This window comes from Pseudomonas sp. R3.Fl, assembly GCF_023516765.1.
Lineage (GTDB): Bacteria > Pseudomonadota > Gammaproteobacteria > Pseudomonadales > Pseudomonadaceae > Pseudomonas > Pseudomonas citronellolis.
The window spans coordinates 4,917,629-4,939,458 of sequence record NZ_JAMGSO010000001.1 but is presented as its reverse complement, the minus strand read 5'-3'; the positions used below and the strand labels follow the sequence as shown (position 1 = coordinate 4,939,458).

Here is a 21,830-nt window from a genome sequence, read left to right as displayed (position 1 = left end):
ACAAGAACAAGAGGTTTCCACCATGCATATCGGTTTTCTCGGTCTCGGCAACATGGGTGCCCCCATGGCCCGCAATCTGCTCAAGGCCGGTCACAGGCTGAGTGTCTTCGACCTTTCCGCCAGCGCGGTCGCCGGCCTGGTCGAAGCCGGCTCGACATCAGCCGCATCCCCCGCTGCACTGGCGCAAAGTGATGTCGAGGTGATCATCACCATGCTACCGGCGGCCCCCCATGTGAAGGGTGTCTACCTTGGCACCGATGGCCTGCTGGCCAACGTCCGTCCCGGTGTGCTGCTGATCGACTCCTCGACCATCGATCCCCACAGTGCTCGCGAGGTGGCCAATGCGTCCCTCGCCCAAGGCAACCCGATGCTCGACGCACCAGTCTCCGGCGGAACTGGTGGAGCGACAGCTGGCACTCTGACTTTCATGGTTGGAGGTGCTCGAGGCGACTTCGAGCATGCCCAGCCAATCCTTGCCGCGATGGGCAAGAATATCGTGCACTGCGGCGGGACCGGTAACGGTCAGGTTGCCAAAGTCGCCAACAACATGCTGCTAGGAATCTCGATGATCGGCGTGGCCGAAGCCATGGCCCTCGGCGTTGCCCTAGGCATGGATGCCAGCGTGCTGGCCGGGGTGATCAATACCTCCAGCGGTCGCTGCTGGAGTTCGGATACCTACAACCCCTTCCCTGGCGTCATGGACAATGCTCCGGCATCGCGCGGCTATAGCGGCGGCTTCGGCACCGACCTGATGCTCAAGGACCTAGGCCTCGCCACCGAGGCGGCCAGGCAGGCACATACACCGGTGCTGCTTGGCGCGGCAGCACAGCAGCTCTATCAGGCCTTCAGCCTGCAAGGCAACGGAGCCCTGGACTTCTCCGCCATCATCAACCTATACCGCAAGCAAGAGGCATGAGCATGAGCGATGCCGAAGCCCCGGTACTGGTCGAAGTGCGCAATCGTGTCGGCCACCTGACGCTGAACCGCCCAGCAGGACTGAACGCGCTGACACTGCCGATGATCCGCATCTTGCAGCAACAGTTGCAGGCTTGGGCGGACGACCAGGCGATCCTCGCCGTGGTGCTGCGCGCCAATGGCGAAAAAGCCTTCTGCGCCGGCGGAGACATTCGTGCACTGTACGATAGCTACCGGGCCGGCACTGACCTGCAGCACATCTTCTTTGAAGAAGAATACGCCCTTGACCAATACATCCACGGCTACCCCAAACCCATTGTCGCGCTGATGGATGGCTTCGTTCTCGGTGGCGGCATGGGCCTGGTCCAAGGCGCAGCGCTAAGAGTCGTCACCGAGCGAGTGAAGATGGGCATGCCGGAAACCGGTATCGGCTATTTCCCGGATGTTGGCGGTAGCTATTTCCTCCCTCGCCTGCCGGGTGAGCTGGGTCTCTATCTCGGGATCACCGGCATCCAAATCCGTGCCGCCGATGCCCTGTATGCACGACTTGCCGACTGGTGCCTCCCAAGCGCACAGATCAGCGAATTCGATCGCCGTCTAGATCAGATCATCTGGGTCCACCCTCCGCGGGAGACACTAGCGGGTCTGCTTTCCAGCCTGGCCAACAACCGCCTGCCGGGGGCAGAGCTCAAGACCCTGCATCCAGCCATCGACAAGCACTTTGCGCAACCCGACCTGGCTGCGGTCCGCGCCTCACTACAGGCAGAGAGCCGTCCTGAGTACCAGGATTGGGCTGAGCAAACGGTCGCATTGCTCAACAACCGCTCGCCGCTAGCCATAAGTACCACCCTGAAACTGCTGCGCCTGGGCCGAACCTTGTCTCTGGCCAACTGCTTCGAGTTGGAACTACACCTCGACCGACAATGGTTTGCCAAGGGCGACCTCATGGAAGGAGTGCGTGCACTCCTCATCGACAAAGACAAGACGCCACGCTGGAACCCTCCAACCCTGGAGCAACTCGATGCCAGCCGCGTAGACGAGTTCTTTGACGGCTTCCAGCCCGCCCAAACATGACACTGCGCACCTAAGTCGTACTTCAAAAAATAGAGAAAACTCGATGCATGACCTCGAATTGAGCGAAGAACAACGCATGATCCGCGACATGGCCCGCGACTTCGCTCGCAGTGAGATTGCCCCCAGGTCACAAGCCTGGGAAAAGGCGGGATGGATCGACGACGCCGTGGTGGCGCAGATGGGCGAGTTGGGGTTGCTTGGCATGGTAGTGCCAGAAGAATGGGGTGGCACCTATGTCGACTATGTTGCCTACGCTCTGGCGGTAGAAGAAATTTCCGCTGGTGATGGTGCCACCGGAGCGCTCATGAGCATCCATAACTCTGTCGGTTGCGGACCCGTCCTGCTCTACGGCACTCGGGCACAGAAGAATGAATGGCTACCGGGCCTGGCTAGCGGACAGGCCATAGGTTGTTTCTGCCTGACGGAACCACAGGCAGGTTCCGAAGCACACAATCTCCGTACCCGAGCCGAACTTCGAAATGGACAGTGGGTACTTAGCGGCGCCAAGCAGTTCGTCAGCAATGGTAAACGCGCCAAGTTGGCGATTGTCTTTGCTGTCACAGATCCAGAGCTGGGTAAAAAAGGACTCTCCGCTTTCCTGGTGCCAACCGACACCCCCGGTTTCGTGGTCGATCGCAGTGAGCACAAGATGGGCATCCGCGCCTCCGATACCTGTGCAGTAACGCTAAACGACTGCCACATCCCCGAAGACAGCCTGCTAGGCGAACGCGGTAAGGGGCTGGCAATTGCCCTCGCCAATCTCGAAGGTGGGCGTATCGGTATTGCCGCCCAGGCTTTAGGTATAGCGCGAGCTGCATTCGAAGCGGCCTTGGGATATGCCCGCGAACGCATCCAATTCGGCAAACCCATCATCGAACACCAGAGCGTAGCCAACCTGCTCGCCGATATGCATACCCAACTCAATGCTGCGCGCCTATTGGTGTTACATGCAGCACGGCTAAAGAGTGCCCGGGTTCCCTGCCTATCAGAAGCCTCGCAGGCCAAGCTGTTTGCCTCGGAAATGGCTGAGCGAGTCTGTTCCAAGGCCATTCAAGTGCATGGTGGCTACGGCTACCTGGAGGACTACCCGGTAGAGAAATATTACCGCGACGCCCGCATAACCCAGATTTACGAAGGCGCAAGCGAAATCCAACGCCTGCTGATCGCCCGCGAGTTGGCTCACTATGCCCTGTGAGCCTCATTACGCCGGCGATTTTCCATAGCCCTACTTTTTCCATTTCCACGAGAAGCCCTTTATGAAAATCCTTGTTGCCGTTAAACGAGTGGTCGACTACAACGTCAAGGTCCGCGTCAAGGCGGACAACTCCGGCGTCGATCTCGCCAACGTGAAAATGTCCATGAACCCCTTCTGCGAAATCGCCGTGGAAGAGGCCGTGCGTCTGAAGGAAAAAGGCGTCGCCACTGAAATCGTCGCCGTTTCCGTCGGCCCGACCGCGGCCCAGGAACAACTGCGCACCGCCCTGGCCCTGGGCGCCGACCGCGCCATCCTGGTCGAGATCAACGAAGAACTGAATTCCCTGGCCATCGCCAAGGCCCTGAAGGCCGTGGTCGACAAAGAGCAGCCGCAGTTGGTCATCCTCGGCAAGCAGGCCATCGACAGCGACAACAACCAGACCGGCCAGATGCTGGCCGCGCTGACCGGCTACGCCCAGGGCACCTTCGCCTCCAAGGTCGAAGTGGCTGGCGACAAGGTCAACGTCACCCGTGAAATCGACGGCGGTCTGCAGACCGTTGCGCTGAACCTGCCGGCGATCGTCACCACCGACCTGCGCCTGAACGAGCCGCGCTACGCGTCGCTGCCAAACATCATGAAAGCGAAGAAGAAGCCGCTGGACGTGGTGACCCCGGACGCCCTCGGCGTTTCCACCGCTTCCACCGTGAAGACTCTGAAAGTGGAAGCTCCGGCTGCCCGCAGCGCCGGCATCAAGGTCAAGTCCGTGGCTGAACTGGTCGAGAAACTGAAGAACGAGGCGAAAGTAATCTGATGGCTATCCTGGTAATCGCTGAGCACACTGCTTCTGCAAACGAGAGCGGCGTCCTGGTCCCCGCGACGCTCAATACCGTGACGGCCGCGAAGCGGATCGGTGGCGATGTCGCCGTGCTGGTCGCCGGCCAGAACGTCGGCGCCGTGGCCGAAGCCGCCGCCAAGATCGCGGGCGTTGCCAAGGTGCTGGTCGCCGACAACGCCGCCTACGCCCACCAACTGCCGGAGAACGTCGCTCCGCTGGTCGCTGCTCTTGTTAAAGAGAGCGGGGGCAAGGGCTACAGCCACATCCTGGCCGCCGCCACCACCAACGGCAAGAACTACCTGCCGCGCGTCGCCGCGCTGCTGGACGTCGACCAGATCTCCGAGATCATCGACGTGGTCAGCGCCGACACCTTCAAGCGCCCGATCTACGCCGGCAACGCCATCGCCACCGTGCAGTCCTCGGCTCCGGTCAAGGTCATCACCGTGCGCACCACTGGCTTCGACGCCGTCGCCGCCGAAGGCGGTTCGGCTGCCGTCGAGCAGGTTTCCGGCCCGGCCGATGCCGGCAAGTCCGCCTTCGTCGGCGAAGAGCTGGCCAAGTCCGACCGTCCGGAGCTGACCGCCGCCAAGATCGTGGTCTCCGGTGGCCGCGGCATGGGCAACGGCGACAACTTCAAGATCCTCTACGCCCTGGCCGACAAGCTGGGCGCCGCCGTCGGCGCTTCCCGCGCCGCGGTCGACGCCGGCTTCGTGCCGAACGACATGCAGGTCGGCCAGACCGGCAAGATCGTCGCCCCGCAGCTCTACATCGCCGTGGGCATCTCCGGTGCCATCCAGCACCTGGCGGGCATGAAGGACTCGAAAGTCATCGTGGCCATCAACAAGGACGAAGAGGCGCCGATCTTCCAGGTCGCCGACTACGGCCTGGTGGCGGACCTGTTCGAGGCCGTGCCGGAACTAGGACAGGCAATCTGAGGCCCGGCGCCCCGGCAGGCACAAGCATCTGCTCATACCGCGGATGCATCACTGGACATCCGGCAGAACAGGCTTATCCAAACCCTTCACCGGAGAATAACCAGTGCACATTGGTGCCCCCTTGAGGGCATGCGCGGGTAGCCGCAATCCCGGAAACCATCAAGAAGCTGATCGGCCAAGGCCACCGGGCGAAGGTCAGAGCGATGCTGGTATCAATGCCTGCCAGTCGGACTGCGCCTTCGAAGCCGCCCGCGTACTGATCCTCGACGCCGGCCTGCAGGCCATAGCCACGGCCAGACGCCTGAGCTCGGTGATCGTGACCTCGGACCTACGCCCGGCGGTGAAGGAGCAGATCGAATTCTTCGGCGCACCAGACTGACGAGGAGGTCAGTGCGCCGAAGGCGCCGGTTATATCTGGTCGACCTGCTGGTCGCCTTCATGCAAAGCCTGATCGGCCTGCGAGCAGCACAGCCCGATTTTCGTCGACGGACAAAATCGGGCAGTTCATGACTTTGCTTCTGCTGCAAATGCTGACTCCCTGCCGCTCGAAGTAAATCGGACATTTCAGCAGATTCGCATAGGCGATTACGTCAACGGGTCGTTCGTGCCTGGAAAGCGCCTCGAACGGCCCCTGGCTTGCCGGCATTCCAATTACAGCAGCGGCCCGGCAACGAGCGTATCGAGGGTCCGGTAGATTGGCGATGCTCCGCCAGTGTCGAAGCTGGAGGAAAGGGGAAAGTCCTCGAGGGTTTCGGCAAGCATCACCGTGGGGGAACTTGAGATCGGGCGGGAAGAACGTGCGAAGCGATGCAAGGCATCACCCGGCCCTGCTCATCCACCGGCATCACATAGCCGAGGACTACATCGTCGATCAACACGGTATCGAGCCTGTACCGTGCCATCAGCTCAAAGAAGCTCATCGAGAACAACAAAAAGCATAGCCCTGCACAACACGCGCAAGGCCATGCTACTTCTTTCAGAAGCCCCGTATCGTCACTTCTCCAGCACACCGAGCTGGGACTTGCCTAGGATGTCGTACACCACATCACCGGCCAGGGGCTGGTAGATGCCGGCGCGGGCATCACGGAACGCACGCTCGAGCGCACCACCACGGCGGATGGCGCTGCCGCCGGTCAGGCGCATGGCGATGTCGCTGACCTTGATCGCAGCCTCGGTGGCGGCGATCTTGGCGATCGAGATGCGTGCCGGCCGTTCGGAGGCGCTCCAGGTCGCGTCCACCCCTTCGGACAGCAGGGTGGCGGTTCCCTTGAGCACGCGCTCGGCCATTTCCAGCTCGACCAGGGCCTGACCCAGTTGGTGCTGGACATAGCCGGTGTCACGCACCATCACGTTTTCGCCGGAAACGGTATGGCCCAGCGATTTCTTGGCCAGCGAGTCGCGAACCAGGCGATAGGCGCGATCGGCGATCCCCAAGTAGACGCCGCCGAACGGGAACGCCACCCACTCCATCTCGCCCACCAGGCCGGTACGGAACGGGCCCGCATAGCACTCGGCGGAAACCGGCACCTTGTCCATCACGCAGGTATGGGTACCCGATGCACGCATGCTGAACGTATCCCAAGTGTAGTCGATGCTCATCCCCGGCTGGTTGGCCGGCACGATGAACACCGACTCGCGGGCGGCATGCTCCTTGTAGTCTTCCGGAAGCTTGCCATCGGCATCGGTGATGGTGGCGTTGAAAGTGACGATGTCCGCGCCTTCAATGAAGGTCGCCCAGTTCTTTTTCCCCGACACCAGCCAGCCACCGTTGCCATCAGGAACGGCGATGGTATCTGCAATGGTCGAGAAGCCGGCGCGCTGCTCACTGAAAGGCCCGGAAATCAGGGCCTGCTCCTCGACGATCTGCTTGAACAGACGGGCACGCGGCTCTTCCGGCAGCATGCCGCTGAAAATCCCCACCATGACATGGTGCATGTTGAACGAAAGAGTGATGGCCGGGTCGCCGTAGGAAGACAGAACCTTTTCGACCTGGGCGACTGTCCACAGATCCGCCCCGTGGCCGCCATAGCGCTTGGGCACGATCAGAGAGGCAAGACCGCTCTCCTTGTAGTAGGGGATCAGTTCCAGGGGCAGCCTGCCCTCGGTATCAGCCTTGGCCCCTACCTCTGCGAATTTTTCCGCAAGCCTGTGCGCACGCGCGATAAGAGCTGCGCTTTCGGCAGGAGTGATCTCGATATGGTGTTTTTGTTTTTCCATGATCTTGTCCTCGGATGATTGCTCAGTGGTGTGTATGCAGGCGCAGCAGCGCCTGTTCATGAACTTGGCGCCCGACCGCGGCCAATTGGCCGGCGGCGCCGGCATCGGAACAGCTACCGCCCTCGAAGGCTGTCTGCGAGGTGTTGATGGTGGCTCCCAGCGGGGTCGGCCAGCCGCGCAAGGCATGGACGATCGAGCGCAGGGCGCCCAGGGTCGAGCCTGTGGCCTGCCAACCCCAGGCGGTGACAATCAGCCCCACGGGCAGGCCATCCAGATAGGCGCGCTCGTCCTTGGAGGTGTCCTCGATGTAATCGATGGCGTTCTTCACCAGGCCAGAGATGCTGCCGTGGTATCCAGGGCTCGCGATGATGATTCCGTCGGCTGCGCGTATGGCCTCCACCAGGGCCTTGCCCTCTATGGATATCTGTGCAGCGGGAGTCAGGTAATGCGGCAACGCTGCCAGGTGTTCGCCACCGAACAGTTGCGTCCGCGCGCCCTGGCACTCGGCCGCGGACAGAGCCAGGGCGAGTGCCTGTTCCGTGGAGGAACCCGGTCTGGTGGTGCCGCCGATGCCGACGATAAACGGGGAATATTGTTGTTCTGCCACGTTCGTACCTTCCTTTAGAAGTCTTGCCAGAAAGCTCCACCGGGATTGCGGGCATGACGCCTGATCCGCTCGAAGCGACGGGAGGCGGCCTCCTTTCCACCAAACTAAACACAGAATAATGTATCCATACATACCATGCAATAAGTAAACAGTTTACCAAATGAACATTATTATTTTGGTAGGATATGAAGCTCACGCGGGAGCAGCAGCCGCTCGATCCGGACGCCACCAGCATGGAAATCACGATGAAAATCCAGGAAGACACCACCGCCAACTCTTGCACTCCACTGCCGCCCCGGGCGCTCGTGGAGCAATTGCTGGTTTTCTTCTATCCCATCCACTACCGACTCGGCATGGATCTCGAAACGGTGATGTGCCAAGGGCGCATCTCACGCAAGCAGGCCGCCATCCTTTGGCTGCTCCACTCCCGGAGCACGAAGGGAGGTTGGGTACGTCGCAAGGAAATCGAAACCAGCCTGGCGGCCTGGTTCGAAATGAGTAACTCCAACGTATCCAAGCTGCTGCGAGAGCTGACCAAGCCGCCCCTGCAACTGATTCGTCAGGAAGAGAATCCCGACTCGGGTCGGGAAAAGGTGATATGCCTGACTCCGGCCGGCAGGCTTTTCGTCAAGGACATGATCGAGGCTTCCATCGACTTCCTGACGGAGCAGCTCTCGCACATTTCACAGGATGAGCTGCGCGCGGGTATCCATTTCTTGGCCCGCGCCTCCACGCCGCCTGACGCGCTACAGGACTGAGATGTCCGATGAACATCGCCGTCGGCGCCCAGGTCGAAACCGACCCGGGCGCCGGCGAGCGAACAGACCGCTCACTCCTTCACGGCCGGCTTTCGCCCACTCCCGATCAGGAAAGCGGCAAGCGCAGGTCCGAGCAAGATGGCGCCGAACAGATTGACGACGAACATGAAGGCCAGCAGAACCCCCATGTCTGCCTGGAACTTGAGCGTCGAGAACATCCAGGTTGCGACCGACAGCGACATGGTCACGGCGGTGAACAGCGATGCCGAACCACGCTCGCGCAGCGCCAGGATGAAAGCCTCGCGTAGCGCATACCCGGCGGCCATCTCGTGCTTGGCCCGCTCGAACAGATAGATGCCATAGTCGATGCCGACACCGACCGCGATGGCGATGACAGGCAAGGTATTGACCTTTACCCCGATGCCCAGGACCGCCATCAGGGCATTGCACAGCAAGGTCACCAGTAGCGCAGGCAGCACCACGCAGAGGGTTATGCGCAAGGAACGGAACATGATCAGGCACATCAGGCCCAGAGAAGCGAACACGGTGAAATGCAGCAGCAACTCCGAGCGTTCGACCACTTCGTTCGTCGCCGCCATCACGCCGATGTTGCCCGACGCCAATCGGAACACCAGTTCGTCACTGTCATTCTCGGCCTTGAACGCCTTGATCGTATCGATGATGTGACTGATGGTAGTGGCCTGATGATCGGTGGTGTAGATCGAGATCGGAATCGCGGTGCAACCGGAGTTGAGGTACTCGTTGCCCAGACGGGTCGACATGCCCACGCCCTGTGCGATTTGTGGGACGGTCTCTGGCAGCATCCGCCACTTGTACCACCCCTCGGCAAACTCCTGGGTCACCTGATTGATGAAGCCGGGCAGACTGCGCACCGCCGCCACCCCCTCGGTCTGGCGCATGAGGAAATCGAAGCGCTCGATCTTCTCCTGAATCTCGCGTTTGACGCAGGGCGTCTCCTCGTCGCTGTGGATTTCGGCAATCACCTGCAACAGGTCGACGCCTATGGCGAACTTGTCGGTGATTACCGTGACATCCTGGTTGTAGCGCGAGTCGGCGCGTAACTCCGGCACCCCCTTACCCATGTCGCCAATCTTGAGATCCTGGGCTTTCCACAACCCCAGCCCAAGCATCAGGACAGCGAGCGACAACGGCACGATGGCGCCCACGGGCGTGGTCAGCCAGCCCAGGTGATCCCAGATTCGCCCAGGCTTGTCCTGCTTGCTCTGCAACCGGGCCGTCTCCTTCGAGGAGAAGCGCATGTAGGACAGCAGGATCGGCAGCAGGATCTTATTGGTCAAGATCATCCCGGTGACGCCGATGCTCAGGGTGAAAGCCAGCTCGCGCACCACCTCGATATCAACCACGGCGATGGTGGCGAAGGCCAGGGCGTTGGCGGCCAGCGCAGTGATGCCGGGCATGAACAGCTTGCGGAAGCAGTTGTGCGAAGCGAGGACACCATCACAACCACGCAGGGTCTCCAGCTTCCACGCCTTGGTCATCTGTACCGCGTGGGAAACCCCGATGATGAAGATCAAGAATGGCACCAGGATCGACATCGGATCCAGTCCCAACCCCACCATCGGCAGGAAACCGAGTAGCCATATCACCGGCAACAGCGCGACGATCAATGCCCAGGCCGAGAGCATCAGCGAGCCTGAGTAAAAGTAGAGCAGCACCGCAGTGATCACGAAAGCTATCAGGAAACCCACTAGCACGCTGCTAGCCCCACCAGCGATGTCGGCGGTAGCCTTGGCGAAACCAATGATATGCAGCGACACCCGATCGTTCTCGAACTTGCCGCGAATTTTCTCCAGTTGCTTGCCGACAGCGATCAGATCCAGCGGCTCCCCACTACCCGGCTTGGTCGGGCTGAGGCTGGCAACCACCATGGTGGCGCTCATGTCGTCCGAGACGATGCGACCGATCCAGTCGGACTTTAGGACATTCTCGCGAATCTGCTTCAGCTCGCTCTGGGTACCGAAGAATTCACCCGGCACCAGTCGCCCGCTGCGGAATCCCTCCTCCACCACTTCGTTGTAGCGCACGTTGGTGGTTGTCAACGAGGTGATAGAGTTGCGGTCGACGCCGTCCACATAGAACACTTCGTCGGTGACCTTCTGGATCAGTTCGATAACGTCCTTCTGGAAGATGTCACCGTCCTTGACCTGGATCGCGATCATTATCTTGTCCGCGCCACCGAACTCGTTGCGGTACCGAGAGAAGGTATCCATGAACTCGTGATGGGCCGGAAGCATCTTGTAGAAACCCGAACTAAGTTGCAGCCGAGTCGCCGACCAGGCAAAGAATGCGGTTACGATCACCCCCATGATCAGAAGGGGCAGGCGCCAGAGAAAGATCAGCCGGGCACAGCGATCGACGAAACGACTGACGCCAGCCCCATCGTTTGCTGCAGAGGAAGACTCGGCGCTCTTGCCGGCTACGTCAGTATTCACAAGCACACCTCATGTTCTAATTCGTAGTGGTGTCGTCGGTAATCCGGCCGGTGGCCATGTATCCGACATAGACCAGAACCCCGTCCGCGGCATACAACGCGCTGCCGATCGACGAGGCACTATGTAGCTCGAGCCGGGTGAAACTCTGCCCACGATCATGGCTGACGGTGATCAGGCCCTTGTTGCCAACCAGTACCACACGGCCGTCGGGGGTCACCGATCCCCCATTGATGGTGCTGTTGCTGCCCAGGTCGACCTTGCTCCAGCTCAACCCGCCATCGCTGCTGCGGAACAGGTTGCCCCGCATACCGAATGCCAGCAGCTCGCCACTGGGCAGCGCCTTGATACCGAAGAGCGAGCCTTTATAGGGGAACTGCAGCTTGTCCCAATGGACACCACCGTCACGGGAAATGCCGGCGGTACCGGCCTCACCCACCAGGTAAAGTGCCCCCCCACTCTCTATCACCTCAGAGATGTGCCAATCGAAATCTTCCGAGAAAGCAGACTGACGCCGCCAGCTCTTGCCACCATCCTCAGAGACGCAGTACAGGCCGTAAGCGCCGTAGGCAAGAACCCGACCGTCGCGCAGGACGGTCAGGCCGAGAAATGAATCGCTGCCAGCCCCATCGACGGCAATGCGCTGCCAACTATCACCACCGTCATCGCTACGCAGCATCACTCCGCCATGCCCCGCGGCAAGCAAGGTCTGGCCGCCGAGCACGGCCAGGGAAGTCAGGGTGCGGTCGGTCGGGGTGCGCAGGTATTCCCAGGTGCGCCCCTGATCCCGCGAGCGCATAACCACACCCTCCTCCCCCACGGCGATCAACGCGTCGCCAACCTGTTTCACCTCCATCAGGGCGGTTCGATCCGCCCGCACCCTGACAGTTGCCACTTCACTGGCCGCCGCCTCGGGGAGTACGGTTGATAGCATCAGGCAGGTCAGTAGAGACAGACTTGCAATCAGAACTTTCATGACCATGGATATCCTGAGGTCGGGCTGATGATTGGCCACGCCGTCACGCGCCTGGCCAAAGGAAAGAGTCCGTCAAGCTCGACTGATGTCGGCGGCATTGACCACCCCGTAGATCAACGCGTACCGCGCCGGCGGATGGCGTCGACGCCGAAGTCGGCAGCATTGCCAGTCTGGTTCCACTGGTAGACCGGCTGTTTACGCTCGTTGCCGATGGAGGTGACGATGAAGTTACCGTTGCTCAGGTCAGACTCGATCATCGTGGTCTGGAACATCACTTGCGCATCGTAGGCCTGGAACAGAGGGAAGAACTGGGCACGCCAGAGGTTGCCCCGGCTGTCATAAGCCTCCGAGAGCACGATGAGGTGACTGTCCTCGTCGATATAGAAGCGTCGTTTGGAGTAAATGTGGGAGGCCCCCTCCTTGAGGGTCGCCTCCACTACCCATACGCGGTGCAGCTCGTTGCGCACCAGGTCGGACTTGACGAACCCCTTGTCGAGCATCTCGTCATATTTCAACGTGGGGTCCATCAGCTTGTAGACGTTGTAGGGAATGTACTTTTCCTGCTTGCCCAGCAGCTTCCAGTCGAAGCGGTCGATGGCTCCCTGGAAGCCAAAGAAGCTGTCGATGGTGCGCATCCCTTCAGAACCGTCCTCGATGCCGTCGTAGGCCAAATCCGGTGCCCGCCGCACACGACGCTGCCCGGCGTTATAGATCCAGGCCTGACGCCCCTCGAACGACTTGTCGACAGGATCGAGCACCAGGTAGATGGTACCGACCAGGCTGGAGGGGCGGTCGTAATTGGCTATCAGCGAATACAGGTTGTCCGGCCTGGGCGGGTTCATGTTCGTACCTTGGACCCGGTGCTGGCAGAAGCCGGTGCGATAGAAGGAACCGTTGGCCCGTACCGGCAACCAGTCGGTGCAGGCCTTGTAGCCACCGTAGTATTGCATCAGGTGGTTATAGATCTCCTCGACACCGGTCTTCGGTACTGGGAAGGGAGTTCCGGGCAAGCCGAAGTTCTCCAGCTTGTAACCATTGATACGCGCGCTGCCGGACTTCTCCCGGGTCGCGTCATAGATCGCTTGTGGGTTGGCGAAGGTACGGTGAGTGGGATAGACCGACACATGGAAGCTCGGATACTTCTGCATCATGGCGAGCTGGCCGGGAGTCAGCTTGTCCTTGTACTGCTCGGCATTTCCCGCATTGATCACCACCAGCGGATGTTCGTCCTTGAAGGGATCGACATAGCCTTGCTCAGGCCGCCACCCCGCCGGCGGAGCCGTCAGACCGCCGTCCCAGGCCGGGATCGAGCCATCGTCATTGCCGGCCTTGGTTGCGCCGTTGGGGGTGAGTTCCTCGGCTTGTACCGGCAGCTGTAACGCGCCAACCAACATTCCGAGCAGCGCAAGTTTCAAGGCTCGAGATAGAGTCATTGACATTGTTCTAATCTCCTCAATCATCGGTGATGCGTCCGCAAAGCCCGCATCGCAAGGTATTCGTCAGAAACTCATGGTGAGGGCGGCCGAATAGAAACCACGGTCGCGCAACGGGTCGTAGTCGGCATTGCGATTGAACTCGGTAATCCCCAGATCCAGCGTGTATTTCTTCGCGTAGTTGAATTTGGCGCCCAGACCCAGAGCCATACGATCCTGGGCGAACTGGTTATCGATCGACCAACCGCGCACGTCGTGGGAGAAGAACAAGCTTGGGGTGAAACTGACCCCCGTGTTGAGGACGTTGTTGTAGGTCAGTTCCCCACGCAGTCGATAGCCCCAGGCGGAACGCGTGAAATAGCCGTCATCCTTGCGCCCTTCCTTGGAGATGTTCAGAGGCCCGCCCAGAACCGGGTTCACGGCGCCGGTGTCGCCCCAGGAGCTGTCGGAACCCGGCCCGAATATGAAGCCGCGCCCGTAGCGATAGTCCGACAGATCCAGATCGTTCCACTGCACCCCCACCTCGGCCACAAAAACGTACTGATCCGCCGCAAGCACATTGGTACCGGCCTTGATCGCGTTGAACTGCAACTGAGTCTTGTTGGCGCGGGTATAGCCTTTGTAGTAGGTGCCGCTGTTCCATGCGGTAACGGCCTGATCACCATAGGGACCGAACGGCGTGCCGGCAGGAACCCCGAGTGGCGCACCGAAACCACCGGCGAAGAGTGCCGAATACAGGAAGTCATTGGCATCCTTCTGCACCGCAACGCCACGATGGTGACCCAGCTCAGCCGACACCGACCAGCCCATGAGGTTGCTGGAAATACTGGCGCCAAACACCTTGACGTCTTCCGGATATTCCCACTTGGCACTGATCGGGCTCAGGGTGCCGTTGGTATTGGCCTTGTCGAAGACAGCGGAAACCACCGGAGTACGCGAGTGAATCTTCATCGCGTACAGCCCCACCTCGGAATCGATACCTTCGATATAGCGGCGGAAGGACAGGCCGAACTGCCCGCTGTTACGTGCCTTGTCTCCCTTGAGCGTCGGAATGTACGCGCCGGCGGCGTAGGAGGCCGGATTACCGCCGGAGATACCGGCCAGATGGCCGAAGCCCAGCACGGCATCACAGGAGCCCGGACTGGCACTGATCGAGCCAGCCGCCACGCCCCAATAGTTGCCGCAGGCCCCCTCGATCGGGGTGTTCTCCCATTTGGCTTGCCAGAAGGCCTCCACTGTACCGATGTCCCCCAGACTCTGGGTGGCTAGCACAATGGGCACAGGCAGAAACACTTCCTTGACCTCAACACCCGGCTTGCGGAACGACGGCAGGTCGATCGGGTTGATCTGATTGATGCCCTGGATGAACAGGCTCTCGCCCCAGTTGACCACCTGGTTGCCGACCCGCAGTTGCAACGGGTTACCCGAGACGTCGAAGGTATCGTAGACGTAGGCATCGAGCAGATACGTGCCATCGAAGCGGGCCAGGCGCTCGAAGCCCTTATCGGACAGGCTGTCCTTGCGATAACCGTTGGGCTGGTTGCCGTAATGGACATCCTCTTTATCCTGGGCGTAGTCGTACCACGCCTTGCCACGCACGAAGAAGCCAAGATCATCCTTGCTGGCGCCAACTTCGGTGATCAGCTTGACCTGAGTCGAGAAGGCATCGCCGCGCTGATAGTTGAGGTTACCCTCGTCGGTGCCGTTGTTTCCGGTACCGTTGTACTTTCCAACCAGGGGCCCGTTGTCTTGCCCATAGAGCGCCGAATCTGCGTTGCGCAAACGCCAACTGGAAGACAGAGAGAGGCTGGAGTTCCAACTACCTTCCCAGCTATCGCCGAACTGGAAATCGACCGCTTGCGCTGCTGTACCGTACGCCAGCATGGCGGTCGCGGCAGCAATGCAGGAGCCCTGGCATCTCGCCCTGACGAATGTACATCCCATCATGTTCACCTTCTTGTTTTTGTTGTGAAACACCCTCCATCGGAGAGATGGAGCGATGAGCCGGGCTAAGGCACCAGGTATCCATCAGGAGCAGCCCTGGCACCGTCCCTTTCAGCAATTTAGTACACTACAATATCTTATTCAATACAAACCTTATGCCATCAGGCATTCGTGGCGGAGCGCTTGAGCTGCAACCCACTGCGCCTGCAGTGCGCCACCAGCTCTCCATGCTGGTTGTATGCGCGATGAAGGAATACCACTACGCCGGCATTCGGCCTCGATTGGCTCACCCTCAGCTCCAGTACCTCGGTCTCCACCCGAATGGTGTCGCCATGGAAAAGCGGCTTGGGAAAGCGCACTTCATCCCAACCCAGATTCGCTATCGCAGTGCCAAGGGTGGTGTCTCCCACCGAGATACCGACCATCAGCCCCAGGGTGAAGGCGCTGTTGACCAGACGCTGGCCAAACTCGGTATTCTCACGGCAGTACTCCTCATCCAGGTGCAGTCTGGCCGGGTTGTGCGTGATAGCGCTGAACCACACATTGTCGCTTTCGGTGATGGTGCGCTGGATGTCATGTTTGAACACCTGCCCCACTTGCAGCTCGTCAAAATAAAGTCCCGCCATTGCTACCTCCTCGTCGCCCCAAGGCGCTCTCGATCACCACAAGTACCGCATGAATAAATTATGCAAGCATACCAAATAGACGAATAAATCCCTCTACTTTTGCCTCGCTTAGCCGGGAGTCACCCCCCAGTCACGCAAGGCATCCTGCACATGCTGGCCCGGCTCCGGTGGCGACAGCCGGACTCCGCCAGGAGTCCGGCTGAAGCGTGGTGCGGGCATCGGCTGAAACACGCCATCGCGCTCGCAGTACATGCCACGCTCACGCGCCAACGGATGCTCGCGGGCCTCGTCGAGATCGAGTACCGGAGCGAAACAGGCGTCGGCCGTACCGAACAATTCGCTCCACTGATCGCGACTTCGGCTGCGGAATGCGTGCCCCAACCGTTCTCGCAGGCGTGGCCAGCCAGCACGGTCGTACTGCCCGGGTAACTCCTCCCCCGACAGGCCAAGCTTGTCCAGCAGAATGGCGTAGAAGCGCGGCTCCACCGCTGCCACCGAAACATAGCGACCATCGCTGGTCTCGTAGATGGCGTAGAAAGGAGCGCCACCGTCGAACAGATTGTCGCCACGCTCCAGGCTCCACTGCCCCATCTGTCGCAGGGAGTGGCACAGGGTCATCAGGCTGGCGACGCCATCAACCATCGCCGCATCCACCACCTGGCCCCGTCCTGAATTGCGTGCTTCCAGGGTCGCAGCCAGCACGCCCAGGGCCAGATACAGGGCTCCACCACCGAAGTCGCCGATCAGGTTCAGGGGTACCTGAGGCGGGCCACCCTGCGGGCCAATGGCGTGCAGCACACCGCTCAGAGCGATGTAGTTGAGGTCATGCCCGGCCATCTGCGCCAGCGGCCCGTCCTGGCCCCAGCCGGTCATCCGGCCATAGACCAGGCGCGGATTGCGCGCCTGGCAGTCGATCGGCCCCAGGCCGAGCCGCTCGGTAACCCCCGGGCGGTATCCCTCGATCAGGATGTCAGCTTTCTCGACCAGACGCAGTACGGTCTCACGCCCCTGGGCCGACTTGAGGTCGACGCTCACCGAGCGCTTGTTGCGGTTGAGCAGATCCAGCCTGGGCGGTATGCGCACCCCACCGTCGGCACCATCCCGGCGGTCGATACGCAGGACGTCGGCCCCCATGTCGGCCAACAGCATGCCGCAGAACGGCCCCGGCCCGATGCCGGCCAGCTCCACTACACGTATTCCCTGCAAAGGTCCCATATCGCCCCCCCGGCTACATGCGGAACACGCCATAGCCCGGCTCGCCGATCGGCGCGCTGAGCGAAGCGGACAGGGCGATGCCCAGGGCGTTGCGGGTATCCACCGGATCGAGGATGCCGTCGTCCCAGATTTCCGAGGTGGACCAGTAGGCCGACTGCTTGCGCTTGAACTCTTCCAGGACCGGCTCGCGGATCGCGGCGATCTCGTCCTCGCTCAGGCTGCGCCCCTGTTTCGCCAGTTGGCGGATCTTGACGTCGGCCAGCACGTTGGCCGCCTGCTCCGAGCCCATCACCGAAATCTGCGACTGCGGCCAGGAGAACAGGAACCGCGAATCGAAGGCACGTCCGCTCATACCGTAGTTACCGGCACCGAACGAGCCGTGGCACATCACGGTGAACTTGGGCACCTCGCTGTTGGCCACCGCCATGATCATCTTCGCGCCGTCCTTGGTGATTCCACGCCGTTCGTACTCACGCCCGACCATGAAGCCAGTGATGTTCTGCAGGAAGATGATCGGCGTGCGCGCCTGGTTGCACAGCTCGATGAAGTGCGCCCCCTTGAGCGAGCTATCGTTGAACAACACGCCGTTGTTGGCGAGGATGCCGACCTTGTAGCCCCACAGGTGGGCATAACCGCAGATAAGCGTCTTGCCGTAGCCGGGCTGGTACTCGTGAAAGCGCGAACCATCGACCAGACGGGCAATGACCTCGTGCATGTCGAAGCCCTGCTTGATGTCGCGCGGCAGGATGCCGTACAGGTCGCTGGGCGGATAGAACGGCTCCTCCGGCTCCTGCCATTCGACATGGGCCTTCTGCGGTCGCTTGAACTGGCCGACGATATCCCGGGCAATGGCGATCGCCTCTTCCTCGCTGGAGGCCGGGTAGTCGGAGGTACCGGAAATGCTGGTATGCATGTCGGCGCCGCCGAGTTCGTCGACCGTGACCTCCTCGCCCGTAGCCGCCTTGACCAGCGGCGGACCGGCCAGGAAGATCGCGCCGGTACCGCGCACGATCACACTATAGTCCGACAGGGCCGGTACATAGGCACCGCCTGCGGTGCAGTGACCGAGCACCACCGCCACCTGCTGTACGCCCATTTTCGATAGCAGGCACTGGTTGCGGAAAATCCGCCCGGCATAGTACTTGTCGGCGAACAGCTCGGCCTGCAGCGGCAGAAAGCCGCCGGCCGAGTCGCACAGATGAACCACCGGCAGGCGGTTCTCCACGGCGATATCCAGGGCGCGCACCGTCTTCTTCACGGTCAGCGGATACCAGGCACCGCCCTTGACGCTGGGATCGCCAGCGTTGATCACCACCTCGCGCCCGGCGACGATACCGATACCGGTCACGCAACCAGCGCCGGGCACCTCGCCGTTGTAGGCCTCGTTACCGGCCAGCGAGGAGAACTCGAGGAACGGCGTGCCGGGGTCGAGCAGCAGGCGGATACGCTCACGCACCAGCAGCTTGTTCTGCTTGCGCAGGCGCTCCACGTCACGCTCGGGGCGAGCCTCCCTGGCCGCGCGCTGCTTCTCCCGGAAGGCTTGTGCCAGGCGCAGGTTATGCTCGGCGTTGGCGAGGAATTCGGCGGAGCCGGTGTTGATTCTGGATTCGATTCTTTTCACGTGTCCGACTCCTGGCGAACGACCGGCTCCAGGCTGATCAGCACGGCATCGCGGTCGAAAATCTGGCCCTTATCATGGGCGATGCGCTGTACCACCCCATCGCGCGGGGCGCTGATGGTGGTTTCCATCTTCATGCTCTCCATCACCAACAGCACTCGCCCCTTGCTCACCTGCTCGCCTTCACTCACGTTCACCGAAACGATGCTGCCAGGCATGGGGGCGCGAATGATGTCGTCGGCTCCGCCTGCAGACTGGGCGGCGAGCCGTTCGAGCGGGTGCAGATAGCGCAGCCGGTGAGCCTCGCCAGCGAAATGGATGAACACCTCGTCGCCCTGGATCGCAACGATGACCTCGACGTGCTGATCACCCAGGGTCAGCCAGGTACGTCCATCGGCGGCAGTGCGCAGGTCGGTCGGCAGCTCGCGACCATCCTCCAGGTGCAAACGGTAGGCCGTCGCAGAACGCGACAGGGCCAGGTTGTGCTCGGCATCGCCGAGCCGGAAGGCATGTTGCATGATCAGTTTCTCCAGGCACCGATGGCGGCGTGCAGATCGGGAACGGCGTCGGCGCCATCGCGCACCGGGCGAGTGCTAAGGGCCGCAGCGGCAAGCAACACATGCAGCGTTCGCTCTGCCAACGGCGGGTCCGTGGCGATCTGCGGATTGGCGTCCAGGAAGCCGGTGTGTACGTCGCCAGCGATGAACGCCGGATGATGGATGAGCCGTCGCAGAAAGGCGGTATTGGTCTTGCAGCCGAGCAGTATGGTGTCGGCCAGCGCCTGGTCGGCGCGGGCAATGGCCTCATCGCGGTCGCGGCCATGGACGATCAGCTTGGCGATCATCGGGTCGAAGGCAGCGGTGACCTCCCCCCCTTGCAACACACCACTGTCCCAACGTACCCCCTCGCCCTCAGGCGGCTGCAGACGCAGAATTGGTCCGGTCGTCGGCGTGTAGCCGCTGTGCGGATCCTCGGCATAGATGCGCAGCTCGATGGCATGGCCCTGGGCGCGCACCGCATCCTGGCCATAGCCCAGCGTCTCGCCGGCCGCGACGCGCAGTTGTTCGATGACCAGGTCGATGCCCGTGATCTCCTCGGTCACCGGGTGCTCCACCTGCAGACGGGTATTCATTTCCAAGAAGTAGAATTCGCCGCCCTGGCCGAAAATGAACTCCACGGTGCCGGCATTGCGGTAGCCATTGGCACGAGCGATCCCAGCGGCCGTCTCGCAAATGCGCTGACGCAGCGCTTCGTCGAGGGCCGGCGATGGGGTTTCCTCGACAATCTTCTGGAAGCGCCGCTGCACTGAACATTCGCGCTCGAACACGTGCACTACGCCGCCCTGGCCGTCACCCAGTACCTGAACCTCGATATGCCGCGGGTTCTCGATGTAGCGCTCGACGTACAGGCGACCATCGCCGAAATAGCGCAGGCCTTCGCTGCGAGCGCGCTCGATCTCGGCATCCAGCACCGACAAGTCGCGGACAATGCGCATCCCCTTGCCGCCGCCACCAGCCGAAGGCTTGATCAACAGCGGCGTACCGACGGCGCGGGCACGTTCGTTGAACGTCGCCGGGTCGTCATCCTCGATCGCTGAAGGGGCCACCGGGAAACCTTCACGCTCGACGAAATTGCGCGCCCGGATCTTGTCGCCCATCAGCTCGATCTGTTCCGGGCGCGGCCCGATGAAGGACAGGCCGGCCGCTTCCACTGCGCGGGCGAAGTCGGCATTCTCGGAAAGAAAGCCATACCCCGGATGGATCGCGCCGGCACCGCTGGCGCGTGCGGCGGCGAGGATCTGCTCGCCATCGAGATAGGCCGCCACCGGTGTGACACCGGTGATCTCCAGCGCCTGATCGGCCACCTGCAGGGCCAGGGTGTTGCGGTCCGCCGCGTGATAGACGACAACCCCTCTCAGGCCCAGCTTCTTCACACTGCGCAAAACACGTACGGCAATCTCGCCACGGTTGGCAACCAGTACGGTATGAAAGGGCCAGTGAGATATATCGGGCAATATCCGGCTCATAGAGTTTTCCTGGTGATATCGGCGATCACACGCCCCAACCGGTAGCGGTGAAGTACCGCAACACAGTGGTGCTGCGCGAGTGCCGGACAACTTGATTGTTCTTTGTTATTCGCAGTTGCTGCCCCGGGCAGCATGGAGGCGCTCCCAGGCATGACGATTCTGTTTCATGAAAATACATTATGCAAGCATACTTTATCGAATAAGCCTAACTTCTTTTCCCGGCACAACGACATCCTCCTGCCGCCGCCGGTAATCGCTGCTCAGCAAAGAACAAGGGGGTCTGTAGGCCCCTCCTTGAAAGACAACGGGCCATGGCCGGACGGAAAATACGGCTTCCCGTCCAACCATGGCCCGTCTGTCAGTTTGCTTACTACTTGTCAGCCAGCCAGAACTTCTCCGGCATCGGGTAGGCACCGACCTGCACCGCCACTTCGCGGAAGTTCCATTGGGTATACTCGCGCACGATCTGCCGGTCCTTATAGAGATGGAAGGTCTGCCCACGCACGTAGGTGGTCTTGCCCTTCACCCCGGTGAGCCCGCAGAACTCGTCTACCGTGTGGGTGGCGCGCCAGATCCAGGTGATGTTGGCCCATTCGTCGTAATCCTTGCGATGGCCACCCAGGCTCGCCTCGGCTGCCCATTGATCCCACTCCTCCTGGGTCCAACGGTCCGGCTTGGGCAGCATGACCGCGCGGTGTTCGCCGGCGAGGCCGCCGTCGTAGCGAATGATGTCGAAATCGTGGGTACCGCTGGTACCCTCCGCGGCCTGCGGGTTGCTGAACTGGACAAAGGCGCGGTAGAGATCCTCCTTGTTGTCGATGGTCTGGAAGAAGGTCAGATCCTCGAACACGAAGTCATCGGCGTAGTAGTCGATGATCACGTCCGCCCCCTCGAAGAAGAAGGTGTGTATCCAGTCCTTGGCCGTCTCGACACTCATCCGGCCTGTACCCTTGAAGCCTTTCTTATTTTCCATCTGACTCATCGT

At 61.1% G+C, this 21,830-nt stretch carries 18 protein-coding genes and 1 pseudogene; 7 read left to right on the top strand and 12 right to left on the bottom strand.

Features of this window, described 5'->3' with window-relative positions; genetic code table 11:
* Positions 1–22 precede the first annotated feature (22 nt).
* The 6 genes and pseudogenes from mmsB to M8R19_RS21785 form a co-directional block, all read left to right on the top strand.
* Positions 23–916, top strand: a complete 894-nt coding sequence (gene mmsB / locus M8R19_RS21810; protein ID WP_249918887.1) for a 3-hydroxyisobutyrate dehydrogenase — start codon at positions 23–25, stop codon at positions 914–916.
* A gap of 2 nt (positions 917–918) precedes the next feature.
* The gene (locus tag M8R19_RS21805) at positions 919–1,989 is read left to right on the top strand and encodes an enoyl-CoA hydratase/isomerase family protein (protein WP_249918886.1); all 1,071 of its coding nucleotides are present in this window, start codon (positions 919–921) and stop codon (positions 1,987–1,989) included.
* 43 nt (positions 1,990–2,032) lie between these two features.
* Positions 2,033–3,184 (top strand): acyl-CoA dehydrogenase family protein, encoded by a 1,152-nt coding sequence (locus M8R19_RS21800; protein ID WP_249918885.1) that lies wholly within the window; start codon positions 2,033–2,035, stop codon positions 3,182–3,184.
* A 61-nt stretch (positions 3,185–3,245) separates the two neighbouring features.
* Positions 3,246–3,995 (top strand): electron transfer flavoprotein subunit beta/FixA family protein, encoded by a 750-nt coding sequence (locus tag M8R19_RS21795; RefSeq protein ID WP_249918884.1) that lies wholly within the window; start codon positions 3,246–3,248, stop codon positions 3,993–3,995.
* Entirely contained in the window at positions 3,995–4,954 is a 960-nt protein-coding gene (locus tag M8R19_RS21790; protein WP_249918883.1) for an electron transfer flavoprotein subunit alpha/FixB family protein, read from the top strand. Before M8R19_RS21795 ends, M8R19_RS21790 begins: the two co-directional genes overlap by 1 nt.
* Positions 4,955–5,195: 241 nt before the next feature.
* Positions 5,196–5,324: pseudogene (locus M8R19_RS21785) on the top strand (NAD(P)(+) transhydrogenase (Re/Si-specific) subunit alpha); the annotation flags it as partial.
* A gap of 623 nt (positions 5,325–5,947) precedes the next feature.
* Here the strand turns inward: M8R19_RS21785 and M8R19_RS21780 are convergent.
* Both M8R19_RS21780 and M8R19_RS21775 read right to left on the bottom strand, forming a co-directional pair.
* Entirely contained in the window at positions 5,948–7,171 is a 1,224-nt protein-coding gene (locus M8R19_RS21780) for an acyl-CoA dehydrogenase family protein (RefSeq protein ID WP_249918882.1), read from the bottom strand.
* A 22-nt stretch (positions 7,172–7,193) separates the two neighbouring features.
* The gene (locus M8R19_RS21775) at positions 7,194–7,778 is read right to left on the bottom strand and encodes an NADPH-dependent FMN reductase (protein WP_249918881.1); all 585 of its coding nucleotides are present in this window, start codon (positions 7,776–7,778) and stop codon (positions 7,194–7,196) included.
* Positions 7,779–7,963: 185 nt separating this feature from the next.
* On the opposite strand from M8R19_RS21775, the gene M8R19_RS21770 reads away from it, so the two are divergent.
* A complete protein-coding gene (locus M8R19_RS21770) occupies positions 7,964–8,536 on the top strand; it encodes a MarR family winged helix-turn-helix transcriptional regulator (RefSeq protein ID WP_249918880.1) in 573 nt (190 codons plus the stop codon).
* A 71-nt stretch (positions 8,537–8,607) separates the two neighbouring features.
* Here M8R19_RS21770 and M8R19_RS21765 read toward each other — a convergent pair whose 3' ends face one another.
* From M8R19_RS21765 to M8R19_RS21720, 10 genes are all read right to left on the bottom strand, one after another.
* A complete protein-coding gene (locus M8R19_RS21765) occupies positions 8,608–11,010 on the bottom strand; it encodes an efflux RND transporter permease subunit (protein ID WP_249918879.1) in 2,403 nt (800 codons plus the stop codon).
* Positions 11,011–11,026: 16 nt separating this feature from the next.
* A complete protein-coding gene (locus M8R19_RS21760) occupies positions 11,027–11,983 on the bottom strand; it encodes a WD40/YVTN/BNR-like repeat-containing protein (protein WP_249918878.1) in 957 nt (318 codons plus the stop codon).
* Between the two features lie 113 nt (positions 11,984–12,096).
* The gene (locus M8R19_RS21755; protein WP_249918877.1) at positions 12,097–13,422 is read right to left on the bottom strand and encodes a DUF1329 domain-containing protein; all 1,326 of its coding nucleotides are present in this window, start codon (positions 13,420–13,422) and stop codon (positions 12,097–12,099) included.
* Between the two features lie 60 nt (positions 13,423–13,482).
* Positions 13,483–15,360, bottom strand: a complete 1,878-nt coding sequence (locus tag M8R19_RS21750; protein WP_349654712.1) for a DUF1302 domain-containing protein — start codon at positions 15,358–15,360, stop codon at positions 13,483–13,485.
* A 161-nt stretch (positions 15,361–15,521) separates the two neighbouring features.
* Positions 15,522–15,986, bottom strand: coding sequence for a MaoC family dehydratase (locus M8R19_RS21745; RefSeq protein WP_249918875.1), 465 nt, complete (start codon positions 15,984–15,986; stop codon positions 15,522–15,524).
* Between the two features lie 108 nt (positions 15,987–16,094).
* Complete coding sequence (locus M8R19_RS21740; RefSeq protein WP_502942937.1) at positions 16,095–17,201, bottom strand: CaiB/BaiF CoA transferase family protein; 1,107 nt, start codon at positions 17,199–17,201, stop codon at positions 16,095–16,097.
* A 13-nt stretch (positions 17,202–17,214) separates the two neighbouring features.
* Positions 17,215–18,822, bottom strand: a complete 1,608-nt coding sequence (locus M8R19_RS21735; RefSeq protein WP_249918873.1) for an acyl-CoA carboxylase subunit beta — start codon at positions 18,820–18,822, stop codon at positions 17,215–17,217.
* Positions 18,819–19,337 (bottom strand): acyl-CoA carboxylase biotin carboxyl carrier protein subunit, encoded by a 519-nt coding sequence (locus tag M8R19_RS33315; RefSeq protein ID WP_249918872.1) that lies wholly within the window; start codon positions 19,335–19,337, stop codon positions 18,819–18,821. The genes M8R19_RS21735 and M8R19_RS33315 overlap by 4 nt, the downstream gene beginning before the upstream one ends.
* A gap of 2 nt (positions 19,338–19,339) precedes the next feature.
* A complete protein-coding gene (locus M8R19_RS21725) occupies positions 19,340–20,845 on the bottom strand; it encodes an acetyl-CoA carboxylase biotin carboxylase subunit (RefSeq protein ID WP_249918871.1) in 1,506 nt (501 codons plus the stop codon).
* A gap of 370 nt (positions 20,846–21,215) precedes the next feature.
* Positions 21,216–21,827, bottom strand: coding sequence for a nuclear transport factor 2 family protein (locus M8R19_RS21720; protein ID WP_249918870.1), 612 nt, complete (start codon positions 21,825–21,827; stop codon positions 21,216–21,218).
* Positions 21,828–21,830: the final 3 nt, after the last annotated feature.